Origin of the sequence: uncultured Massilia sp. (assembly GCF_913773735.1) — a bacterium.
In the GTDB taxonomy this organism is placed as follows: Bacteria; Pseudomonadota; Gammaproteobacteria; order Burkholderiales; family Burkholderiaceae_D; genus Telluria.
The window spans coordinates 199,061-215,443 of record NZ_CAJYEB010000030.1 but is presented as its reverse complement, the minus strand read 5'-3'; the positions used below and the strand labels follow the sequence as shown (position 1 = coordinate 215,443).

16 protein-coding genes are annotated in these 16,383 nt (G+C 71.8%); 7 read left to right on the top strand and 9 right to left on the bottom strand.

Annotation, left to right across the window (positions count from 1 at the left end; translation table 11 throughout):
* Together QZ749_RS15385 and QZ749_RS15380 are read right to left on the bottom strand one after the other, a co-directional pair.
* Positions 1–630 (bottom strand): PRC-barrel domain-containing protein, encoded by a 630-nt coding sequence (locus tag QZ749_RS15385; RefSeq protein WP_296948640.1) that lies wholly within the window; start codon positions 628–630, stop codon positions 1–3.
* 363 nt (positions 631–993) lie between these two features.
* On the bottom strand, positions 994–2,007 hold the full coding sequence (locus QZ749_RS15380) for an SDR family oxidoreductase (RefSeq protein ID WP_296948637.1): 1,014 nt from the start codon (positions 2,005–2,007) through the stop codon (positions 994–996).
* A 244-nt stretch (positions 2,008–2,251) separates the two neighbouring features.
* Here QZ749_RS15380 and QZ749_RS15375 point away from each other — a divergent pair, with 244 nt between their 5' ends.
* Positions 2,252–2,623, top strand: a complete 372-nt coding sequence (locus tag QZ749_RS15375; protein WP_296948635.1) for a lysozyme inhibitor LprI family protein — start codon at positions 2,252–2,254, stop codon at positions 2,621–2,623.
* A 48-nt stretch (positions 2,624–2,671) separates the two neighbouring features.
* Here the strand turns inward: QZ749_RS15375 and yghU are convergent, their stop codons facing one another.
* From yghU to QZ749_RS15340, 7 genes are all read right to left on the bottom strand, one after another.
* Positions 2,672–3,526, bottom strand: coding sequence for a glutathione-dependent disulfide-bond oxidoreductase (gene yghU / locus QZ749_RS15370; RefSeq protein WP_296948633.1), 855 nt, complete (start codon positions 3,524–3,526; stop codon positions 2,672–2,674).
* Positions 3,527–3,715: 189 nt separating this feature from the next.
* Positions 3,716–6,523: an Hsp70 family protein gene (locus QZ749_RS15365; protein WP_296948631.1), complete on the bottom strand. Its 2,808-nt coding sequence runs from the start codon at positions 6,521–6,523 to the stop codon at positions 3,716–3,718.
* 17 nt (positions 6,524–6,540) lie between these two features.
* Entirely contained in the window at positions 6,541–8,409 is a 1,869-nt protein-coding gene (locus QZ749_RS15360; RefSeq protein ID WP_296948630.1) for an Hsp70 family protein, read from the bottom strand.
* Positions 8,406–9,002: a DUF2760 domain-containing protein gene (locus tag QZ749_RS15355; protein ID WP_296948629.1), complete on the bottom strand. Its 597-nt coding sequence runs from the start codon at positions 9,000–9,002 to the stop codon at positions 8,406–8,408. The genes QZ749_RS15360 and QZ749_RS15355 overlap by 4 nt, the downstream gene beginning before the upstream one ends.
* Positions 9,003–9,118: 116 nt before the next feature.
* Entirely contained in the window at positions 9,119–9,592 is a 474-nt protein-coding gene (locus QZ749_RS15350; RefSeq protein WP_296948627.1) for a DUF86 domain-containing protein, read from the bottom strand.
* A gap of 24 nt (positions 9,593–9,616) precedes the next feature.
* On the bottom strand, positions 9,617–10,858 hold the full coding sequence (locus QZ749_RS15345; RefSeq protein ID WP_296948625.1) for a putative Na+/H+ antiporter: 1,242 nt from the start codon (positions 10,856–10,858) through the stop codon (positions 9,617–9,619).
* Positions 10,859–10,997: 139 nt separating this feature from the next.
* Positions 10,998–11,768: an NAD(P)H-dependent oxidoreductase gene (locus QZ749_RS15340; protein WP_296948623.1), complete on the bottom strand. Its 771-nt coding sequence runs from the start codon at positions 11,766–11,768 to the stop codon at positions 10,998–11,000.
* 94 nt (positions 11,769–11,862) lie between these two features.
* Between QZ749_RS15340 and QZ749_RS15335 the strand changes: the two genes are divergently transcribed.
* The 6 genes from QZ749_RS15335 (at position 11,863) to arsH (ending at position 16,299) form a co-directional block, all read left to right on the top strand.
* Entirely contained in the window at positions 11,863–12,774 is a 912-nt protein-coding gene (locus tag QZ749_RS15335) for a LysR family transcriptional regulator (RefSeq protein ID WP_296948620.1), read from the top strand.
* A 101-nt stretch (positions 12,775–12,875) separates the two neighbouring features.
* The gene (locus tag QZ749_RS15330) at positions 12,876–13,208 is read left to right on the top strand and encodes a helix-turn-helix transcriptional regulator (RefSeq protein WP_296948618.1); all 333 of its coding nucleotides are present in this window, start codon (positions 12,876–12,878) and stop codon (positions 13,206–13,208) included.
* Between the two features lie 34 nt (positions 13,209–13,242).
* Positions 13,243–13,755: an arsinothricin resistance N-acetyltransferase ArsN1 family B gene (locus QZ749_RS15325; protein WP_296948615.1), complete on the top strand. Its 513-nt coding sequence runs from the start codon at positions 13,243–13,245 to the stop codon at positions 13,753–13,755.
* Positions 13,756–13,760: 5 nt separating this feature from the next.
* Positions 13,761–14,240, top strand: a complete 480-nt coding sequence (locus tag QZ749_RS15320) for an arsenate reductase ArsC (protein WP_296948613.1) — start codon at positions 13,761–13,763, stop codon at positions 14,238–14,240.
* Between the two features lie 28 nt (positions 14,241–14,268).
* A complete protein-coding gene (locus tag QZ749_RS15315) occupies positions 14,269–15,549 on the top strand; it encodes an arsenic transporter (RefSeq protein WP_296948610.1) in 1,281 nt (426 codons plus the stop codon).
* Between the two features lie 33 nt (positions 15,550–15,582).
* A complete protein-coding gene (gene arsH / locus QZ749_RS15310) occupies positions 15,583–16,299 on the top strand; it encodes an arsenical resistance protein ArsH (protein WP_296948607.1) in 717 nt (238 codons plus the stop codon).
* The last annotated feature ends 84 nt before the right edge of the window (positions 16,300–16,383 follow it).

The following is a 16,383-nucleotide window of genomic DNA, read 5'->3' as shown; positions in this document are numbered from 1 at the left end:
TCAGCCGATATTGCTGCCGCGGATGCGGCTGAGGTCGGTGTCGTCGCCCAGGTTGCCCGCGCGCGGGTCGGTGCTGGCGCCGGCGCCGCCGCCCAAGTCCGCCCCGGCGCCCGTGCCCGCGGCGCCCGCATGCCCGGCGCCCATCGACGCCGCGCCGGCGCCCACGCCGCCGCCGACCATCCCGCCCGTCGCCACGTTCGCACCCGGACCCATGCTGGGGCCGCCGGCGCGGTCCGGATCGGTGCCGTAGAAGGTATGGATCTGCCCGGCCCATTGGGCGTCGGACATGTCGGGCCAGGCATGCTTGTCGAAGCCCGGCGCGGTCTTGAGGCGCTCCTTGTCCACGTTCAGCACGAAGCGCTTGTTGGCGGTGTCGAGGTGCAATGCCTGCCAGGGCACGGCGAACAGCTTCTCGCCCAGGCCCAGGAAGCCGCCGAAGGCCAGCACCGCATAGGCCACCTGGCCGGTCTGCATGTCGAGCATGATTTCCTTGATGTCGCCCAGGTCCTCCTCGGACGCGTTGACGACGTCCTCGCCGAGCAGCGTGTCGGCGCCCATCAGCGCCGGGCCGGGACCGGCGCTGCCGGAACCTGCGTACATGCCGTATTTGTCGCGATCTGCATAGCTCATTGTGTGCTCCTGAATCGATGTGGGTCGAACCGACGGGAATGCCGCAAGCGGCAACCCGTCAAGGGTAAGAGGGGCGGCGGGGGCAAATTTGAGATCGATCAATTGTGCATAGGCCCTGCCAGGTTGACTTTCGCGTGGCGTCGAACGCGGCCTCCTTGTGCGAGGTGCCGTACAGAACATGCCGTACAGCATGATTAATCTGTCAATAAATTGGAGACCACCGACATGCCCATCATCCAGCGCTGCAACCACGCCGGCCCGCTCGGCACCACGATCCCCACCCGCTCCCTGGCGTCGGCACTCGCGTCCGCGCTGCGCGCACTGGCCGGCCTGCGCCGCTGAGGCACGGGCCGGCCGCCGCCGTCAGGGGAATCCTTCGCCGCCGGTCACGCCATACACCTGTCCGGTGGTGAAGCTCGATTCCGCGGACGCCAGGATGACGTAGGCGCCCGCCAGTTCGCCCGGCTGGCCGGGGCGTTTCATCGGCGAGTCCGCGCCGAATTTCTCCAGGTTGTCCTGGGTCTGGCCGCCCGCGACCTGCAGCGGCGTCCAGACCGGCCCCGGCGCCACCGCATTGACGCGGATGCCCTTCGGGGCCAGCTGCTGGGACAGCGCCTTCGTGAAGGCGACCTGGGCCGCCTTGGTCGATGCGTACGCCAGCAGGTTGGGCGACGGCTTGTAGGCCTGCACCGAGGCCGTGACGATGATGGCGCTGCCCGGCTTCAGGTGCGGCACGGCCGCCTTGACGATCCAGAACATCGCGTACAGGTTGGTCTTGAAGTGCTGGTCCATCTCGGCCGTGGTGAGGTCGAGGATCGATTCCAGCGACTGCTGGCGCGCCGCATTGCTGACCAGGATGTCGAGGCCGCCGAGCTGCTTGACGGCGTCGTCCACGAGGCGCTTGCAGAACCCTTCGTCGCGGATGTCGCCCGGGATCAGCACGGCCTTGCGGCCGGCCTGGAGGATCAGCGCGGCGACGTCGCGCGCGTCCGGCTCCTCGGCCGGCAGGTAGTTGATGGCGACGTCGGCGCCTTCGCGCGCATAGGCGATCGCGGCGGCGCGGCCCATGCCGGAGTCGCCGCCGGTGATCAGGGCGCGGCGGCCGGTCAGCTTGCCGCTGCCGCGGTAGCTGGTTTCGCCATGGTCGGGCGGCGGATTCATCTTGCTGGCCAGGCCGGGCCAGTCCTGGCGCTGCTTCTGGAACGGCGGCTTCGGATAGTCCGGCGGGGCCAGGGGACGGGCGCCCGATGCCGCCTGCCCGCCGCCCTGGGCCTGGGCCAGCGCGGGCGCCGCGAGGCCGGCGGCGACGCTGCCCACGAAGCGGCGGCGCGAAGGTTGGACCTGGTCGTCATCGGGCTTGTCGTTCTGCGAATCCATCGGGGCTCCTGTTTGGTGGGTTGGCAATTGAACAAATACTAGCCCCGATCGATATCGGGCCGCGTCCGGTAGACGGCCGGAAACAGGGCATGCGGCGTACCACGCCAGGGAACGGTGGGGAGCGCGACGCAATACTTGGTGAGTTTGTGCGGGCCCGTGCTGGACTACCATAGCCAGCCTGACTCATCATGCGGCAGCGTCAAGCGCGCAGCATTTATCTGTTGACTTTGAAAATGGAGAACACATGAAACGACTCGTCCTGGCCCTCCTGGTGTGCGCAGCGGGCGCTGCGCAGGCGAATTCGGCGTGCGACAAGCCGAAGAAGGATTTCGACGGCCTGTATTGCCTGAACAAGGTGTACCAGGAAGCCGACAAGGAGCTCAACGACAACTACGGCAAGCTGGCCGCCAGGCTCGATGCGGACGGCAAAAAGCGCCTGAAGGCGGGGCAGCTGCGCTGGATCGAGGAACGCAACGGCAGCTGCTCGCGGCGCGACGGCGGGGCCTTCTTCGTCAACCTGGAATGCGCGACGTCGACCACGATCCAGCGCGCGCAATTCCTGCAGGACCGCGTGCGCGAGTGCGCGAGCGCGGGCTGCCAGAACAGCAAGCTGTAGCGCGCCAGCGAGCCTGCGTCGTCCCGGGCACGGGGACGACGTGCCGGTTCAATCCAGGTCCGACGCGGCGTGGCGCTCCGGCACCTGCTGCTCGGGCGCGCCGCGCACGCTGTTGACGCGGCGGCCGCGCTGCACGGCCGGGCGGGCCAGCACCTCGTCGGCCCAGCGGCGCACCTGCTGGTACTGGTGCACCGACAAGAATTCGCCGGCGCCGTACAGTTCGCCCAGCACCAGGCCGCCGTACCACGGCCAGATCGCCATGTCGGCGATGGTGTAGTCGTCGCCGGCGACGAAGCGGCGCTCGGCCAGCAGGCGGTCCAGCACGTCGAGCTGGCGCTTGGTTTCCATCGCGTAGCGGTTGATCGGGTATTCCAGCTTTTCCGGCGCGTAGGCGAAGAAGTGGCCGAAGCCGCCGCCCACGAACGGCGCCGATCCCATCTGCCACATCAGCCAGTTGAAGGTCTCGGTGCGGGCCGGAATGTCCTGCGGCAGGAAGGCGCCGAATTTCTCCGCCAGGTAGACCAGGATCGAGCCCGATTCGAACACGCGCACCGGCGTGTCGCCGCTGCGGTCGACCAGGGCCGGGATCTTCGAATTCGGGTTGACGTCGACGAAGCCGCTGCCGAACTGCGCGCCTTCGCCGATCTTGATCAGCCAGGCGTCGTACTCGGCGCCGCCGTGGCCGGCGGCCAGCAGTTCTTCCAGCATGATCGTGACCTTCTGGCCGTTCGGCGTGCCCAGCGAATACAGTTGCAGCGGATGCTTGCCGACCGGCAGTTCCTGCTCGTGCGTGGCGCCCGCGATCGGGCGGTTGATGCTGGCGAACGCGCCGCCCGAGGGCGTGGCCGGGGACCAGACCTTGGGCGGGACGTAGGGCGTGAACGGATTGCTGTTGCTGGACATTCGAGACTCCTTTTCATCGATGGTGTCGAAACGTCCATGATGCCGGAAAAGCTACTTCCTTGCAGGAGACCAGGCCGTCGCCCCGGCGCAGGCCGGGGTCCAATTTCGCATGCGTCGCGGCTGCGCCCAAAAATCGGGTCCCGGCCTGCGCCGGGACGACGGGTTTCGGTCCAGGAGGGGCGACGTGTCTCAGTGCAGCAGCTTCAGCCCGGGCGGCAGCGCATCGCCGAACATGCGGGTGGCGCTGGCCTGGTCGAGTTCGACCACCTCGCGCACCATCGCGCTCCACGACGGCGGCGCGCCGGCCGCCTGCAGGCGCTGCAGCACCGTCGCGCGCAAGGGCTCCGGAATGTCGCGCGAGCGGTCGCCGGTGCGGCGCGCGATGTGGGCGGCGGCGAAGCCGGCCGGCTCGATCTTCTTCCAGTCCAGCGTCAGCAACGCGTCCAGCCAGCGCGCCGCCGCGTCCGCCGGCGCCACCTCGTGGGCGCTGCCGTGCAGCGAGCGGCGCGTGCCGACGCGCGCCAGCGCCCACAGGTAGCGCGCATAGGTGGCCGCCGCCTTCGGATCGGGTTTCGCCGACACCGGCACGGCCATGATCCGGCCCGTCATCCAGTCGCCGATCTCGGCCTTGTAGGCGGCCGGGATGCGTTCCAGCGAGGCGCCCAGGCGCAGCATGTCGTCCTCGCTGCCGTCGACCAGCGTGGCCGGGCGGCGCGCGCGGTCGGCCGGCTCGGCCTGCAGGTTGAAGGCGAAGTCGTCGAGCAGGCGCAGCTGCATCTCGGTCGACAGGCCGCCGGCCACGCGGCGCCACAGGGTCCACCATTCGGCGCGCACCTGGCTGTCCCTGGCGTACTGGGCGCCGGCCGCGAACAGCGGCCACAGCTGCTCGATGCGCCAGCCGTCGAGCGGGTCGCCGAAGCCGGGGCGCAGGCACCAGCCGGCCAGGTTCAGCCACGCGCGCTCGTGCTCGGCCGAGCGGCGCCGTCCCCTGGCGCGTTCCATCAGCGCGTCGAACAGGCGGCGCAGCAGCGGGGTGTCCCAGCGCTCGCGCCCGCCCAGCAGCTGTTCCAGGCCCGCGCGCAGCTGGCGCACCTCGCGCGTCTCGACCTGCTGGTTGCGCGCGCCGAAGATGCGGTCGATGCGCTTGACGGCGTCGCCGAGTTGCGGCGGCAGGGGGGCGGCCTCGCTCGCATTGTCCGCATCGGCGCCGTCTTCCTGCCCGCGCAGCTGGAATTCCAGTTTCCAGCGCTGGCCGCCCTCCTGCGCCACGCAGTGGATCTCGAGCGTGCCGACCTCGGACAGGCTGGCCGCCAGCCGCACCGGGATCTCGCTCTTGCCCGCGTCGGCGCCGGCCTCGGCACGCAATACGGTGGCCAGCGCCGGCAGGCGCACGACGTCGTCCGGATCGAGGTCGACCAGGTCGCCCGCCCGCGCGGGACGCCCGCCCGGATCGGCGACGCCGGAGGCCAGGTGGAAGCGCACCGGCCGGCCCAGGCGCAGCGCGAAGCTGCGTTCGGCCAGCAGCACCTCGGCGCCGGCGCGGGCGCCGCGCGGCAGCAGGCAGACGGCGCGCATGCCGCGCGTGTCCTCCAGCAGCAGGTAGTAGCTGCGCGCCGAACCGCTCTCGATCGCCGGCGCATCGCCTTCCTGCGCCAGCGAGTAGGCGACCGCGCCGCGCGCCACGGCCACGTCCGGGTCGGGATTGTGCAGCACGCGCACCGGCCGGCCGCGCCAGCCCGACAGCACGTCCGCCAGGCGCCGCGCCAGCGCGGCGGCGTTGAACACGCCGCCGTTGAGCAGCAGCGTGTCCGGGACCGGGAGGCGGCCGTCGTCGTCGAGGCCGAGGGCCGCGCGCGCCGCCGCCGCGTGCTGGCGCAGGAAGCCGGCCAGGTGGCGCGTGACGGCCGGATCGCCCGCATACGGCAGGCCGAATTCGACGATGCCGGCGCGCGCGCGCTGCGGCCCTTCCTGGGTGGCGTTCAGCGGGAAGAAGCCGTCGACGACGATGCGCTCGACCTCGTCGCGCGTGAGCGTCGCGGAGCGGCTGGCGCCGACGAGGCGCGCGCCGCCGCCGAGCAGGGTGACGCCGGCCTGGTCCGGCGCATCCGGCGCCAGCAGGGTTTCCTTGGCCGCGCGGCAGCGCTCCGTCAGCTGGGCCAGGCGACCGGCCGACAGGCGCTGGCCATCGGCGCTGCCCAGGCGCGCCTCGGCCAGGTGGGCCAGCGCGAGGTCCATGTTGTCGCCGCCCAGGATCAGGTGGTTGCCCACGCCGATCCGGGTGAGCGTCGGCAGGCCGTCCCGCGCTTCCACCTGCACCAGGCTGAAGTCGGTGGTGCCGCCGCCGACGTCGGCCACCAGCACCAGGCGCGCGTCGCCGAGGTCCGCGGCCAGCGTGGCGCGGTGGCGGTGCAGCCAGTCGTACAGCGCCGCCTGCGGTTCCTCCAGCAGGCGCAGGCGCGGCAGGCCGGCCAGGCGCGCGGCTTCCAGCGTGAGTGCGCGCGCACCCTCGTCGAAGGAGGCGGGAATGGTCAGGACGATGCGCTGGTCCTGCAGCGGACGGTCGGGATGGCGGTGGTTCCAGGCGGCGCGCAGGTGGGCGAGGTAGCTGGCGCTGGCCGCCAGCGGGGAAATCCTCGGAACGTCGTCGCCGGCGCCCCACGGCAGGATCGCGGCGGTGCGGTCGACGCCGTGGTGCGACAGCCAGCTCTTGGCCGAGGCCACCAGCCGGCCCGGCGCCTGGGCGCCGAGCGCGCGCGCCAGGCGGCCGACGGCGGCCGGCGGCCCCGCGTCGCCGCTGGGCCAGGGCAGTTGCAGCTCGCCCGGCGCCAGTTCGCCGTCGAGCAGGTGGTAGCGCACCGACGGCAGCAGCGGCGCCGCCGCCACCTCGCCGGGCGCCACCAGCTGCGCGATGTCGAAGGTCTCGACCTGGCCGCCGGGCGCGGCCCAGGCCAGCACCGTGTTGGTGGTGCCCAGGTCGATGCCGATGAAGGTCGGCATGGCGGTCGCAGGTGTCGTCACTGGCCTTCGCTGCGGACGTCGAACTCGACCTTCCAGCGCTGGCCGTCGCGGGCGACGGCGGCCAGCGCGAGCGTGCCGGCCTCGGTGGCCAGCGCATGCAGCGTCACCTGCACGACGTCGCCGGGAGTGCGGCCCTCGGTCGGCAGCGTGGCCTGGATCTCGTTCAGTTCCTGCAGCTCGTCCGGGCTCCAGGACGGCAGCACGTCGCCGATCCGGTCCTGGCGGCGCGTGGTGGAGCCGAAGAAGCGGAAGTGCACCGGCTCGCCCACCACCAGGCCGAACTCCTGGCCCGGCAGTTCGAGTTCGTTGCCTTCTTCCATGCCGAACGGCGCCACGCACAGCGCTTCCAGCGGCGGCTCGAAGCCCGGGATGGCGGGCATCGACGATTCCATGCCGACGTAGTAGGAACGCGCCGTGCCGCCGCGGATGCGCACGCCGCCGCCGCGGCGCGCATAGCCGTAGTAGGCGGCGCCGCGCGCCACCGCCAGGTCGAGGTCGGCGCCTTCGAGCATGCGCGCCGGCTCCGCCCCTTCCATGTACAGCCAGTCGTTGATGGTGTCCATCACGCGCTGGGCCAGGATGTCCGACTTGAACACGCCGCCGTTGAACAGCACGGCGCTCGGGTGCAGGAAGGTGTGCTCCGGGTCCACCTTGCCGGCGAAGCCTTCCAGCTCGGCGGTGGCGCCGGCCTGGCGCGCCAGGAAGGCGGCCAGGTGGCGCGTGACGCCGGCGTCCTGCGCATACGGCAGGCCCACCTGCGTCAGGCCGGCGCGCTGGCGCGTGGCCGGGCGCGCGTTCGCTTCCACGCGCGGGAAGAAGCCGTCGGTGATGAAGGCGGTGACTTCGGCGCGCGTGAGCTCGGTGCGGATCGAGCCGCCGATCAGCTTGGAGCCGCGGCTCGGCACGACGATCGGGAAGGCGGCGGCGTCGGCGTTCGCCAGCAGGTGTTCCTTGGCGCCGCGGCAGGCGTAGGTGAGGGCGCGCATCTGCCAGGCGTCGAGCTGGGTGCCGTTCGCGCGCAGCTTGTTCGCCACCAGGTGGGCCAGCGCCAGGTCCATGTTGTCGCCGCCCAGCAGGATGTGGTCGCCCACCGCCACGCGGTGCGGTTCCAGGTTGCCGTCGCGCTCGAGGATGGCGATCAGCGAGAAGTCGCTGGTGCCGCCGCCGACGTCGACCACCAGCACGATGTCGCCGGCCTTGACCTGCTTGCGCCAGCGGCCTTCGCTGCCCTGGATCCAGCTGTACAGCGCGGCCTGCGGTTCTTCCAGCAGCGTCGGGCTGCCGTAGCCGGCGTGGCGCGCGGCCTCGGCGGTGAGCTCGCGCGCGGCCGGGTCGAAGGACGCGGGAATCGTCACGGTGACGGCCTGGCGCTCGAACGGCGCGTCCGGGTGCGCGGCGTTCCAGGCGGCCTTCAGGTGCTCGAGGTAGCGGGTCGACGCCGCCAGCGGCGAGACGCGTTCGACTTCCTCGGGCGCATCCGTCGGCAGGATGGCGGCGCGGCGGTCCACGCTCGGGTGGCTCAGCCAGCTCTTGGCCGAGGACACCAGGCGGATCGGGGTGCCGGCGCCGCGGCTGCGCGCCATCTCGCCGACCACCGGCGCCGGCTGGCCGTCCGACCAGGGCAGGGCCAGCTCGCCCGGCGCCAGCTCGTCCGGATGCGGCAGGTACATGAAGGAGGGCAGCAGCGGCAGCGCCTCGACGGTGCCGGGGCCGCTCAGCTGCGGCACCGGCAGCACGCCCTGGTCGGCCTTCTCGCCGTCGCTGGCCTGCAGGTCGACGTAGGATAGCGCGCTGTGGGTGGTGCCGAGGTCGATGCCGATGGCGTAGCGGGCCGTGTCGTCCGCGGTGTTCTCGATGGTGCTCACAGTTCCACCTCCGCCGGGGCGACGATGCTGGCGTCGTGTTTCTCGGCCAGCTGCGGCAGGCGCACGTCCATCGCGCGCCAGCCGCGGTGGTTCAGGGTGCCGCTGAACGGCGCCTTGCCGACGACGTTGCCGGTCAGGCGCACGCTGGCCGCGTCGAAGCCTTCCGGCAGCGTCACGCGCGCGCCTTCCAGCTCGTTGCGCACCGGCGCGATCGTGAAGTGCTCGCGCAGCACGCGCGCGCAGCCTTCGTGCACGACGCGCGCGGCGGCGCCGATGTCGGCGTCCGAATAGACCGTGATGTTCTCGTTGGCGAAGTCGACCAGGCGCGCTTCGCGTTGCAGCAGGCCCAGCAGTTGCAGCGCCGATTCCGGGGTGGCCACGCGCAGCGGCGCCGGCGTCGGTGCCGCGGTCGGCGCCATGGTCGGCGCGGGCGTGGGGGCGGCGGTCGGCGCCGGGGTCGGGGCGGCGACCGGGCCGATGCCGTCGTCGCGCACGCGCGCGGCGAACCCGGCGTCGCCGAGGGTCTTGAAGAAGGCGCCGAAGGCGAGTGACAGCCGGCTCCAGAAGCCCGGCAGGTTGGTCGATTGGCTCATGTTCTTGTGATGTCCGATGGGGGAAGGCCCGCCCTGGGGCGGGCGGCGGCGGGGCCGCGGTCCGTAAAAGCGCGCATGATACCAGTTGGGAAGGCGGATTGCTGGTGCGCGGGCGCTCAGGCGGCCGGGTCGGCGGCGCCCGCCGGCGGCGCCGCTGGCGCGTCGTCCTGGCGCGCCAGCGCCGCCGCGCCGGCCAGCAGCGCGCGCGCGTAGGCGTCCAGATCGTCCAGTCCGCGCTTGATGATGGTGACCAGGGCCGGCAGCGGCGCTTCCTGCAGGTCCCATTCGGCGCGGCAGAATTCGCCGATGCGCTGCAAGTCCTCGGCCAGCGCCGCCGCGATCCAGCCGTGCTCGGCCAGCAGCGCGATGACCTCGCGCTCGTCCATGGCCGGGCCGAGGTCGGCGTTGGCCAGCAGGTAGTCGCCCATCTCGACCGCCGCTTCCCAGGCGCGGATGACGTTCAGCGTGGCCGCGTCCTGGCGCGTGACGTCGCCGACGAAGGTGGTCGGATCCTTTTCGTATTCCTCGCGCGCGCGCTTGCAGCAGCGTTCGATGGCTGCGGTCTTGTCGATCAACAGGTCGTCGTCCATGGCAGGCTCCTTTCGGGGCATACGTTACAACAAGAACAACAAGGCTGCCACACCGGTGGGACCGAGCGCTCCCAGCAGCAGGCCGACGGCGCCGATGGTTTCCTCGTTGAAGCCGCGCCGCAGCAGCGCCGCGCCGGCCGGGTTGGGCGCGTTGGCGATCACCGTCAGGCCGCCGCCGCCCACCGCGCCGGCGACCAGCATGTACTTGTGGTGCTCGGACAGGCCGTCGATCAGCGATCCCAGGTAGGTCAGGGCGGCATTGTCGGTGATCGCCGTCAGGCCCAGCGCGCCGAAGAACAGCGAGGTCGCGTCCAGCCGCGAGACGATCGGCTGCAGCCACCACTGCTGCATGCCGCCCAGCACCACCAGGCCGGCCAGGAAGAAGCCGACCAGCAGCGCCTCCTTGATCACCAGCGGGTCCTGGTAGCGCGGATAGGCCTGCGTGAAGCCGAGGAACAGCAGGAACAGGCCGAGGAACAGCACCGGATGGTGGGCCAGCAGCACGACGCTGGCGAGGAACAGCAGGTGCGCCAGCGCCACCGCCGGCGGCACCGGCACCGCGGACTCGCCCTCGACCGAGGCGTCGAACGGGCGCAGGTGGGGACGCAGCAGCAGGGTGACGACGCTGGCGTTGACCACGACGGCGACGGCGGCGCGCCAGCCGATGTGGGCGAACATCCAGGCGCTGTCCCAGCCCCAGGCGCCGGCCACCATCAGCACCGGCGGGGCCGCGTAGGCGGTCAGGGTGCCGCCGATCGACACGTTCACGAACAGCACGCCGAGCGCGCCGTATTTCAGTTTCTCCGGCATCCCGGGCCGGAACACGGACGGCGCCAGCATCAGCGCGGCCAGCGTCATCGCGGCGGGTTCGGTGATCAGCGAGCCGGCCAGCGGCAGCAGGGCCAGCCCGAGCCATGTCTGCGCCACCTCGTCGCGCGCCGGCGCGAGGCGCGCCAGCTGGCGCACCAGGGCGCGCGCCGTCTCCAGCACCGGACGCGAGGCGGCGATGACCATCACGGCGAACACGAACAGCGGCTCGGTGTAGTGGCGCGACTCCGCGTATGCCACGGCCGCCGCCCCGCCCTCGACGAAGGCCATGAACAGGATCAGCAAGAAGGCCCAGAAGCCGAACACGACCTCCACTTCGCCGAGCAGGTGGAACAGGCCGGCGTGGCGCGGGCTGCGGTGGGCCAGCGCCTCGAACGCGCCGGCGGAAAACGTGTGGAGCAGGGCCAGGACGAACAGGACCAGGCCGATGGTGTGCATGGTCGTGGTCATTGGCGGCGTGGGGAGAGGTGGGGCGTCGGTGTCGTCATGTGGGAAAGGGGCGATGGGAACCCCCATTATTCCATTTTTTCGCACCGGCGCGGCACACCGTCGCCCCGGGGGCGGCGCCGGGGCGGTGTCAGCGCAGGTGCGCGCGCAGGCCGGTCACGCCCGGCGCGACGTCCGCGGCCAGCTGGTGGCGGTCCGGGTAGTCGCCGCCGTTCTGCGCGCGGTAGGGGATGGCCGGGTCGTCGAACAGGCCGCGCATGCGCGCCGCCAGCGCCGCCTTCGCGTCTTCCACCCCGGCGCCGTCGATGCGGCCGGCGCCGTGCACGGCCAGGGTCGGCAGCACTTCCATGCCGGGATAGAACAGGGTGCCGTGGGTGATCGGGAACAGCAGTTCGTCGAGCTGGCCGTTGACGCCGCGCGGCCCGTAGTCGGCGGCCGGTCCGCCGGTCGTCACCGACAGCATGGCGCGCTTGCCGGCCAGGCCGCCTTCGCCGTAGCGGTGGCGGTTGCCGGCGTCCTTGTGGCCGTAGGCCAGGCCATACGCGAACACGCGCTCGATCCAGCCCTTCATGATGGCCGGCATGCCGAACCACCACAGCGGGAACTGGAACACGACGGCATCGGCGGCCAGCAGCTTGGCCTGCTCGGCCTGCACGTCGGCCGGCTGGGTGCCGGCGCGGAAGGCGTGGCCGGATTCGGCCACGAAGGACAGGCGCGCCGGGTCCAGCCGGTCTGGGAAGTCGGCGGCGTCGTAGACGGCCTTCCAGCCCAGCGCATACAGGTCGGAGCGCAGCACCGCATGGCCCTGCGCGCGCAGGGCGTCGTGCGCGGCGTCGGCCAGTTGCGCGGTGAGGGAGGCGGGATCGGGGTGCGCGTGCACGATCAGGACGGTCTTGCTCATGGGTTCTCCGGTTCGAAAAAAGGCGATGGCCCGATTCTCGGCCCGCCGCTGCCCGCAGGGAATGGCCGCCGGCTTTTGGGGTAGTATCCAAAAAATGGATATCAGCCGCATCGACTTCAACCTGCTGGCGACGCTCGAGGCGCTGCTGGCCGAGCGCAGCGTGAGCCGCGCCGCGCGCCGCCTGCACCTGAGCCAGCCGGCGCTGAGCGCCCAGCTGGCGCGCCTGCGCGCGATGTTCGGCGACGCGCTGTTCGTGCCCAGCCACCGCGGCATGACGCCGACCCCGCTGGCCCTGCAGCTGCAGCAGCCGCTGGGCGCCGCGCTGGCGCGGCTGCGCGAGGTCGTCACGTCGGCGCGCGCGTTCGATCCGGCGCGCGACGCGTTCACGGTGCGCATCGCGGCGTCGGACTACGTGCAGTCGGCGCTGCTGCTCGACGTCGCGCTGGCGCTGCGCGCGCAGGCGCCCGGCCTGCGCATCGCGCTGCGCCCGGCCGACGCGGCGCGCCTGCCGGCCCAGATGGAGCAGGGCGAGGTCGACCTGGCCGTGCTGACGCCGGAGGGCATCGCCGACACGCTGCGTTCGCGTCCGCTGTTCGAGGAGCGCTATGTCCTCATCGCGCGCAAGGGCCATCCGGCGCTGCGGCGCCGGCTCGATGCGCAGCGCTTCTGCGCGCTGGAACACGTGATGGTGTCGCCGCGCGGCGGCAGCTTCGCCACGCCGGTCGACGACGTGCTCGAGGCGATGGGCCTGCGCCGCCGCGTGGTGCTGTCGGCGTCCACCTTCCACTCGGTGCCGGACCTGGTCGAGCGCTCCGACCTGGTCGCCCTGGTGCCGGCGCGCCTGGCGGCCGGGTGGACCGGCCGGGCCGCGCGCCTGCGCGTGCTGGAGCCGCCGTTCCCGGTGCCCGGCTTCGCCATCCACATGGCCTGGCACGACCGCAACCACGGCGACGTCGCGCAGCGCTGGGTGCGCGAGCGCCTGCTGGCGTGCGCGGCGCAGGCCTGACGCGCGGCGCCACAGGGCGCGCGCCAGACGATTCGATAATTGTTGAAATATCGATGCGATACGCTATACTTCGACTATTCTTGAAATATGGATGAATGCACATGGACACTTCCAGCGCCGTCGCGGCCCTGTCGGCCCTGGCCCACGCATCGCGCCTGGCGGCGTTCCGGCTGCTCGTGCAGGCCGGACCGGACGGCCTGGCCGCCAGCCGGATCGCGGAATCGCTCGGCATCGCCGCCTCGTCGCTGTCGTTCCACCTGAAGGAACTCGTCCATGCCGACCTGGTCACGGCGCGCCAGGACGGGCGCTTCGTGATCTACGCCGCCCGCTTCGACCGCATGGACGCCCTGCTGGGCTTCCTGACCGAAAACTGCTGCGGCGGCGTGCCCTGCGCCGCCGCCGGCCCCGCCGCCTGCGCCCCCGGCGCCTGCTGAGCAGGGATTCCACCCACCCGCCCACCGAGGACCCATGCCGACCATTGCCATCCGCCCCGCCGGCAGCGACGACGCCGCGGCGATCGCCGCCATCTACAACCCCTACGTCGCGACGACGACGATCACGTTCGAGGAAGCGCCGGTGACCGGCGCCGACATCGCCGCCAGGATCCGCGACGTCGCCGATGCCGGCCTGCCATGGCTGGTCGCGAGCGTCGACGGCAGCGTGGCCGCCTACGCCTATGCCACCCGGTGGCGCGCCCGCCCGGCCTACCGGTACGCGGTGGAGAGCACCGTGTACGTGGACGAGCGCGCCCAGGGACGCGGCCTGGGCGGCCGCGTGTACCGCGCCCTGCTCGAGGAACTGCGGGCACGCGGACTGCACACCGTCATCGGCGGGATCGCGCAGCCGAACGAACGCAGCGTCGGCCTGCACGAGCGCCTGGGATTTCGCAAGGTGGCCCACTTCGAGGAGGTCGGCTTCAAGCTGGGGCGCCGGATCGACGTGGCCTACTGGCAGCTGCGCCTTGGCGGGGAAGGAGCGTGAGCGCCATGAACGTCCTGTTCCTCTGCACCGGCAATTCCTGCCGCTCGATCATTTGCGAAGCGGTCTTCAACCACCTGGCGCCGGCGCACTGGCATGCCGACAGCGCGGGCAGCCAGCCGACCGGCCGCCTGAACGAGCGCGCGCTGGCGCTGCTGGCGCGCAAGGGCATCCCGACCGTGGGCTACTACAGCAAGTCCTGGGATGCGCTGCCGGCCGCGCCGGACATCGTCGTCACGGTGTGCGCGAGCGCCGCCGGCGAGACCTGCCCGGCCTACCTGGGGCCGGTGCTGCGCGCCCACTGGGGCGTCGAGGATCCCAGCCACGTGCAGGGCAGCGAGGCGCACATCGAGGCCGCGTTCGAGCAGGCCTACGCGATCCTGCGCGCGCGCATCGAGGCCTTCTTCGCCCTGCCGCTGGCCGAACTGGCGGCCGACCGCGCCCGGTTCAAGGCGGAGCTCGACCGCATCGGGCACATCCTGCCGTAGCCGCGCCGGCACACTGCGAAGGAATATCTTGCTGATCGCATCGCTCATCTTCCTGGGAACCCTCGTCCTCGTCATCTGGCAGCCACGCGGCCTGGGCATCGGCTGGAGCGCCGCGGCGGGCGCCGTCGTCGCGCTGTGCGCCGGCGTCATCCACGTGGACGACATCCCGGCCGTCTGGCACATCGTCTGGAACGCCACCGGCGCCTTCGTCGCCGTGATCGTCATCAGCCTGCTGCTCGACCAGGCCGGCTTCTTCGAATGGGCCGCCCTGCACGTGGCGCGCTGGGGGCGCGGCTCCGGACGCCGCCTGTTCGTCCTGCTGGTCCTGCTCGGCGCGGCCGTCGCCGCCGTGTTCGCGAACGACGGCGCCGCGCTGATCCTCACGCCGATCGTGATCGCCATGCTGGCGGCGCTGCGCCTGCCGCCGCGGGCGGTCCTGGCCTACGTGATGGCGGCCGGCTTCATCGCCGACACGGCCAGCCTGCCGCTGGTCGTGTCGAACCTGGTCAACATCGTGTCGGCCGACTACTTCGGCATCGGGTTCGCGCGCTACGCGGCCGTGATGGTGCCGGTGAACGCCGTCGCGGTGCTGGCGACGCTGGGCGCGCTGCTGGTCTTCTTCCGGCGCGACATCCCGGCCACCTACGACCTCGCCATGCTCAAGCCGCCGCAGGCCGCCATCCGCGACCGCGCGACCTTCGTGGCCGGCTGGTGGGTGCTGCTGGCGCTGCTGGCCGGCTTCTTCTGGCTCGAACGGATCGGCATCCCGGTCAGCGCCGTCGCGGCGGCCGGCGCCGTCGCGCTGCTGGCCGTGGCGGCGCGCGGCCACGCGATCTCCACGCGCGCGGTGCTGCGCGGCGCGCCCTGGCAGGTGGTGGCGTTTTCGCTCGGCATGTACCTGGTGGTGTACGGCCTGCGCAATGCCGGGCTGACCGACTTCCTGGCCGCCCTGCTGGCCGCCAGCGCGCGCCACGGCGTCTGGGGCGCGGCGCTCGGCACCGGCTTCGCCGCCGCCCTGCTGTCGTCGGCGATGAACAATATGCCGGCCGTGCTGGTGGGCGCGCTGTCGATCGACGCCACCGGGGCCACGGGCGCCGTGCGCGAGGCGATGGTGTACGCGAACGTGATCGGCAGCGACCTCGGTCCCAAGATCACGCCGATCGGCAGCCTGGCGACGCTGCTCTGGCTGCACGTCCTGGCGCGCCGCCAGATCCGGATTTCCTGGGCCGACTACTGCCGCGTGGGGATCGTGCTGACGCTGCCGATCCTGTTCGTGACGCTGTGCGCCCTGGCGCTGCGCCTTTCCTGACCTCTCATCCCGACGACACCGACGACACCGACCATGGACAAGATCGCCAACCTGCCGAACATCGATCCGGCCCTGCTGGACCTGCCCACCGAGGACAAGCTGGCCCCCGCCGGCCGCTTCGACCATCCGCCGCGCATCCTGATGCTGTACGGCTCGCTGCGCGAGCGCTCGTTCAGCCGCTTCCTGACGGAGGAGGCGGCGCGCGTGCTGGCGCATTTCGGCGCCGACGTGAGGATCTTCGACCCGACCGGACTGCCGATGGTCGGCAGCGTGCCGGAGACCGATCCGAAGGTGGCCGAGCTGCGCGCACTGTGCCTGTGGTCGGAGGGCCAGGTCTGGTGCAGCCCGGAGCGCCACGGCGCCGTGACGGCCGTGATGAAGAACCAGATCGACTGGATCCCGCTGGAGCAGGGCGCGGTGCGCCCGAGCCAGGGCCGCACGCTGGCCGTCATGCAGGTGTGCGGCGGATCGCAGTCGTTCAACGTGGTCAACACGCTGCGCCTGCTGGGGCGCTGGATGCGCATGTTCACGATCCCGAACCAGTCCTCGGTGCCGATGGCCTACAAGGAGTTCGACGACGAGGGCCGCATGCGGCCGTCGGCCTACTACGACCGCATGGTCGACGTCATGGAAGAGCTGTTCAAGATCACGCTGCTGATGCGCGGTCGCACCGACTACCTGACCGACCGCTACAGCGAGCGCAACGAGCGCGCGCAGAAGGCCATCGACCGCCAGATCGCCAGGCTGTGAGCGGCTGCCGGGGGCAGGTTGCGGCGCGACATTCCAAAAGATAAACCTTGCCAAAACCTGATGAGACGAGTACTGTACGTTTAT

Coding starts and splice junctions, on each gene's coding strand:
- QZ749_RS15385 (WP_296948640.1), bottom strand. CDS start 630: ATGAGCTATGCAGATCGCGACAAATACGGCATGTACGCAGGTTCCGGC.
- QZ749_RS15380 (WP_296948637.1), bottom strand. CDS start 2,007: ATGGATTCGCAGAACGACAAGCCCGATGACGACCAGGTCCAACCTTCG.
- QZ749_RS15375 (WP_296948635.1), top strand. CDS start 2,252: ATGAAACGACTCGTCCTGGCCCTCCTGGTGTGCGCAGCGGGCGCTGCG.
- yghU (WP_296948633.1), bottom strand. CDS start 3,526: ATGTCCAGCAACAGCAATCCGTTCACGCCCTACGTCCCGCCCAAGGTC.
- QZ749_RS15365 (WP_296948631.1), bottom strand. CDS start 6,523: ATGCCGACCTTCATCGGCATCGACCTGGGCACCACCAACACGGTGCTG.
- QZ749_RS15355 (WP_296948629.1), bottom strand. CDS start 9,002: ATGAGCCAATCGACCAACCTGCCGGGCTTCTGGAGCCGGCTGTCACTC.
- QZ749_RS15350 (WP_296948627.1), bottom strand. CDS start 9,592: ATGGACGACGACCTGTTGATCGACAAGACCGCAGCCATCGAACGCTGC.
- QZ749_RS15345 (WP_296948625.1), bottom strand. CDS start 10,858: ATGCACACCATCGGCCTGGTCCTGTTCGTCCTGGCCCTGCTCCACACG.
- QZ749_RS15340 (WP_296948623.1), bottom strand. CDS start 11,768: ATGAGCAAGACCGTCCTGATCGTGCACGCGCACCCCGATCCCGCCTCC.
- QZ749_RS15335 (WP_296948620.1), top strand. CDS start 11,863: ATGGATATCAGCCGCATCGACTTCAACCTGCTGGCGACGCTCGAGGCG.
- QZ749_RS15330 (WP_296948618.1), top strand. CDS start 12,876: ATGGACACTTCCAGCGCCGTCGCGGCCCTGTCGGCCCTGGCCCACGCA.
- QZ749_RS15325 (WP_296948615.1), top strand. CDS start 13,243: ATGCCGACCATTGCCATCCGCCCCGCCGGCAGCGACGACGCCGCGGCG.
- QZ749_RS15320 (WP_296948613.1), top strand. CDS start 13,761: ATGAACGTCCTGTTCCTCTGCACCGGCAATTCCTGCCGCTCGATCATT.
- arsH (WP_296948607.1), top strand. CDS start 15,583: ATGGACAAGATCGCCAACCTGCCGAACATCGATCCGGCCCTGCTGGAC.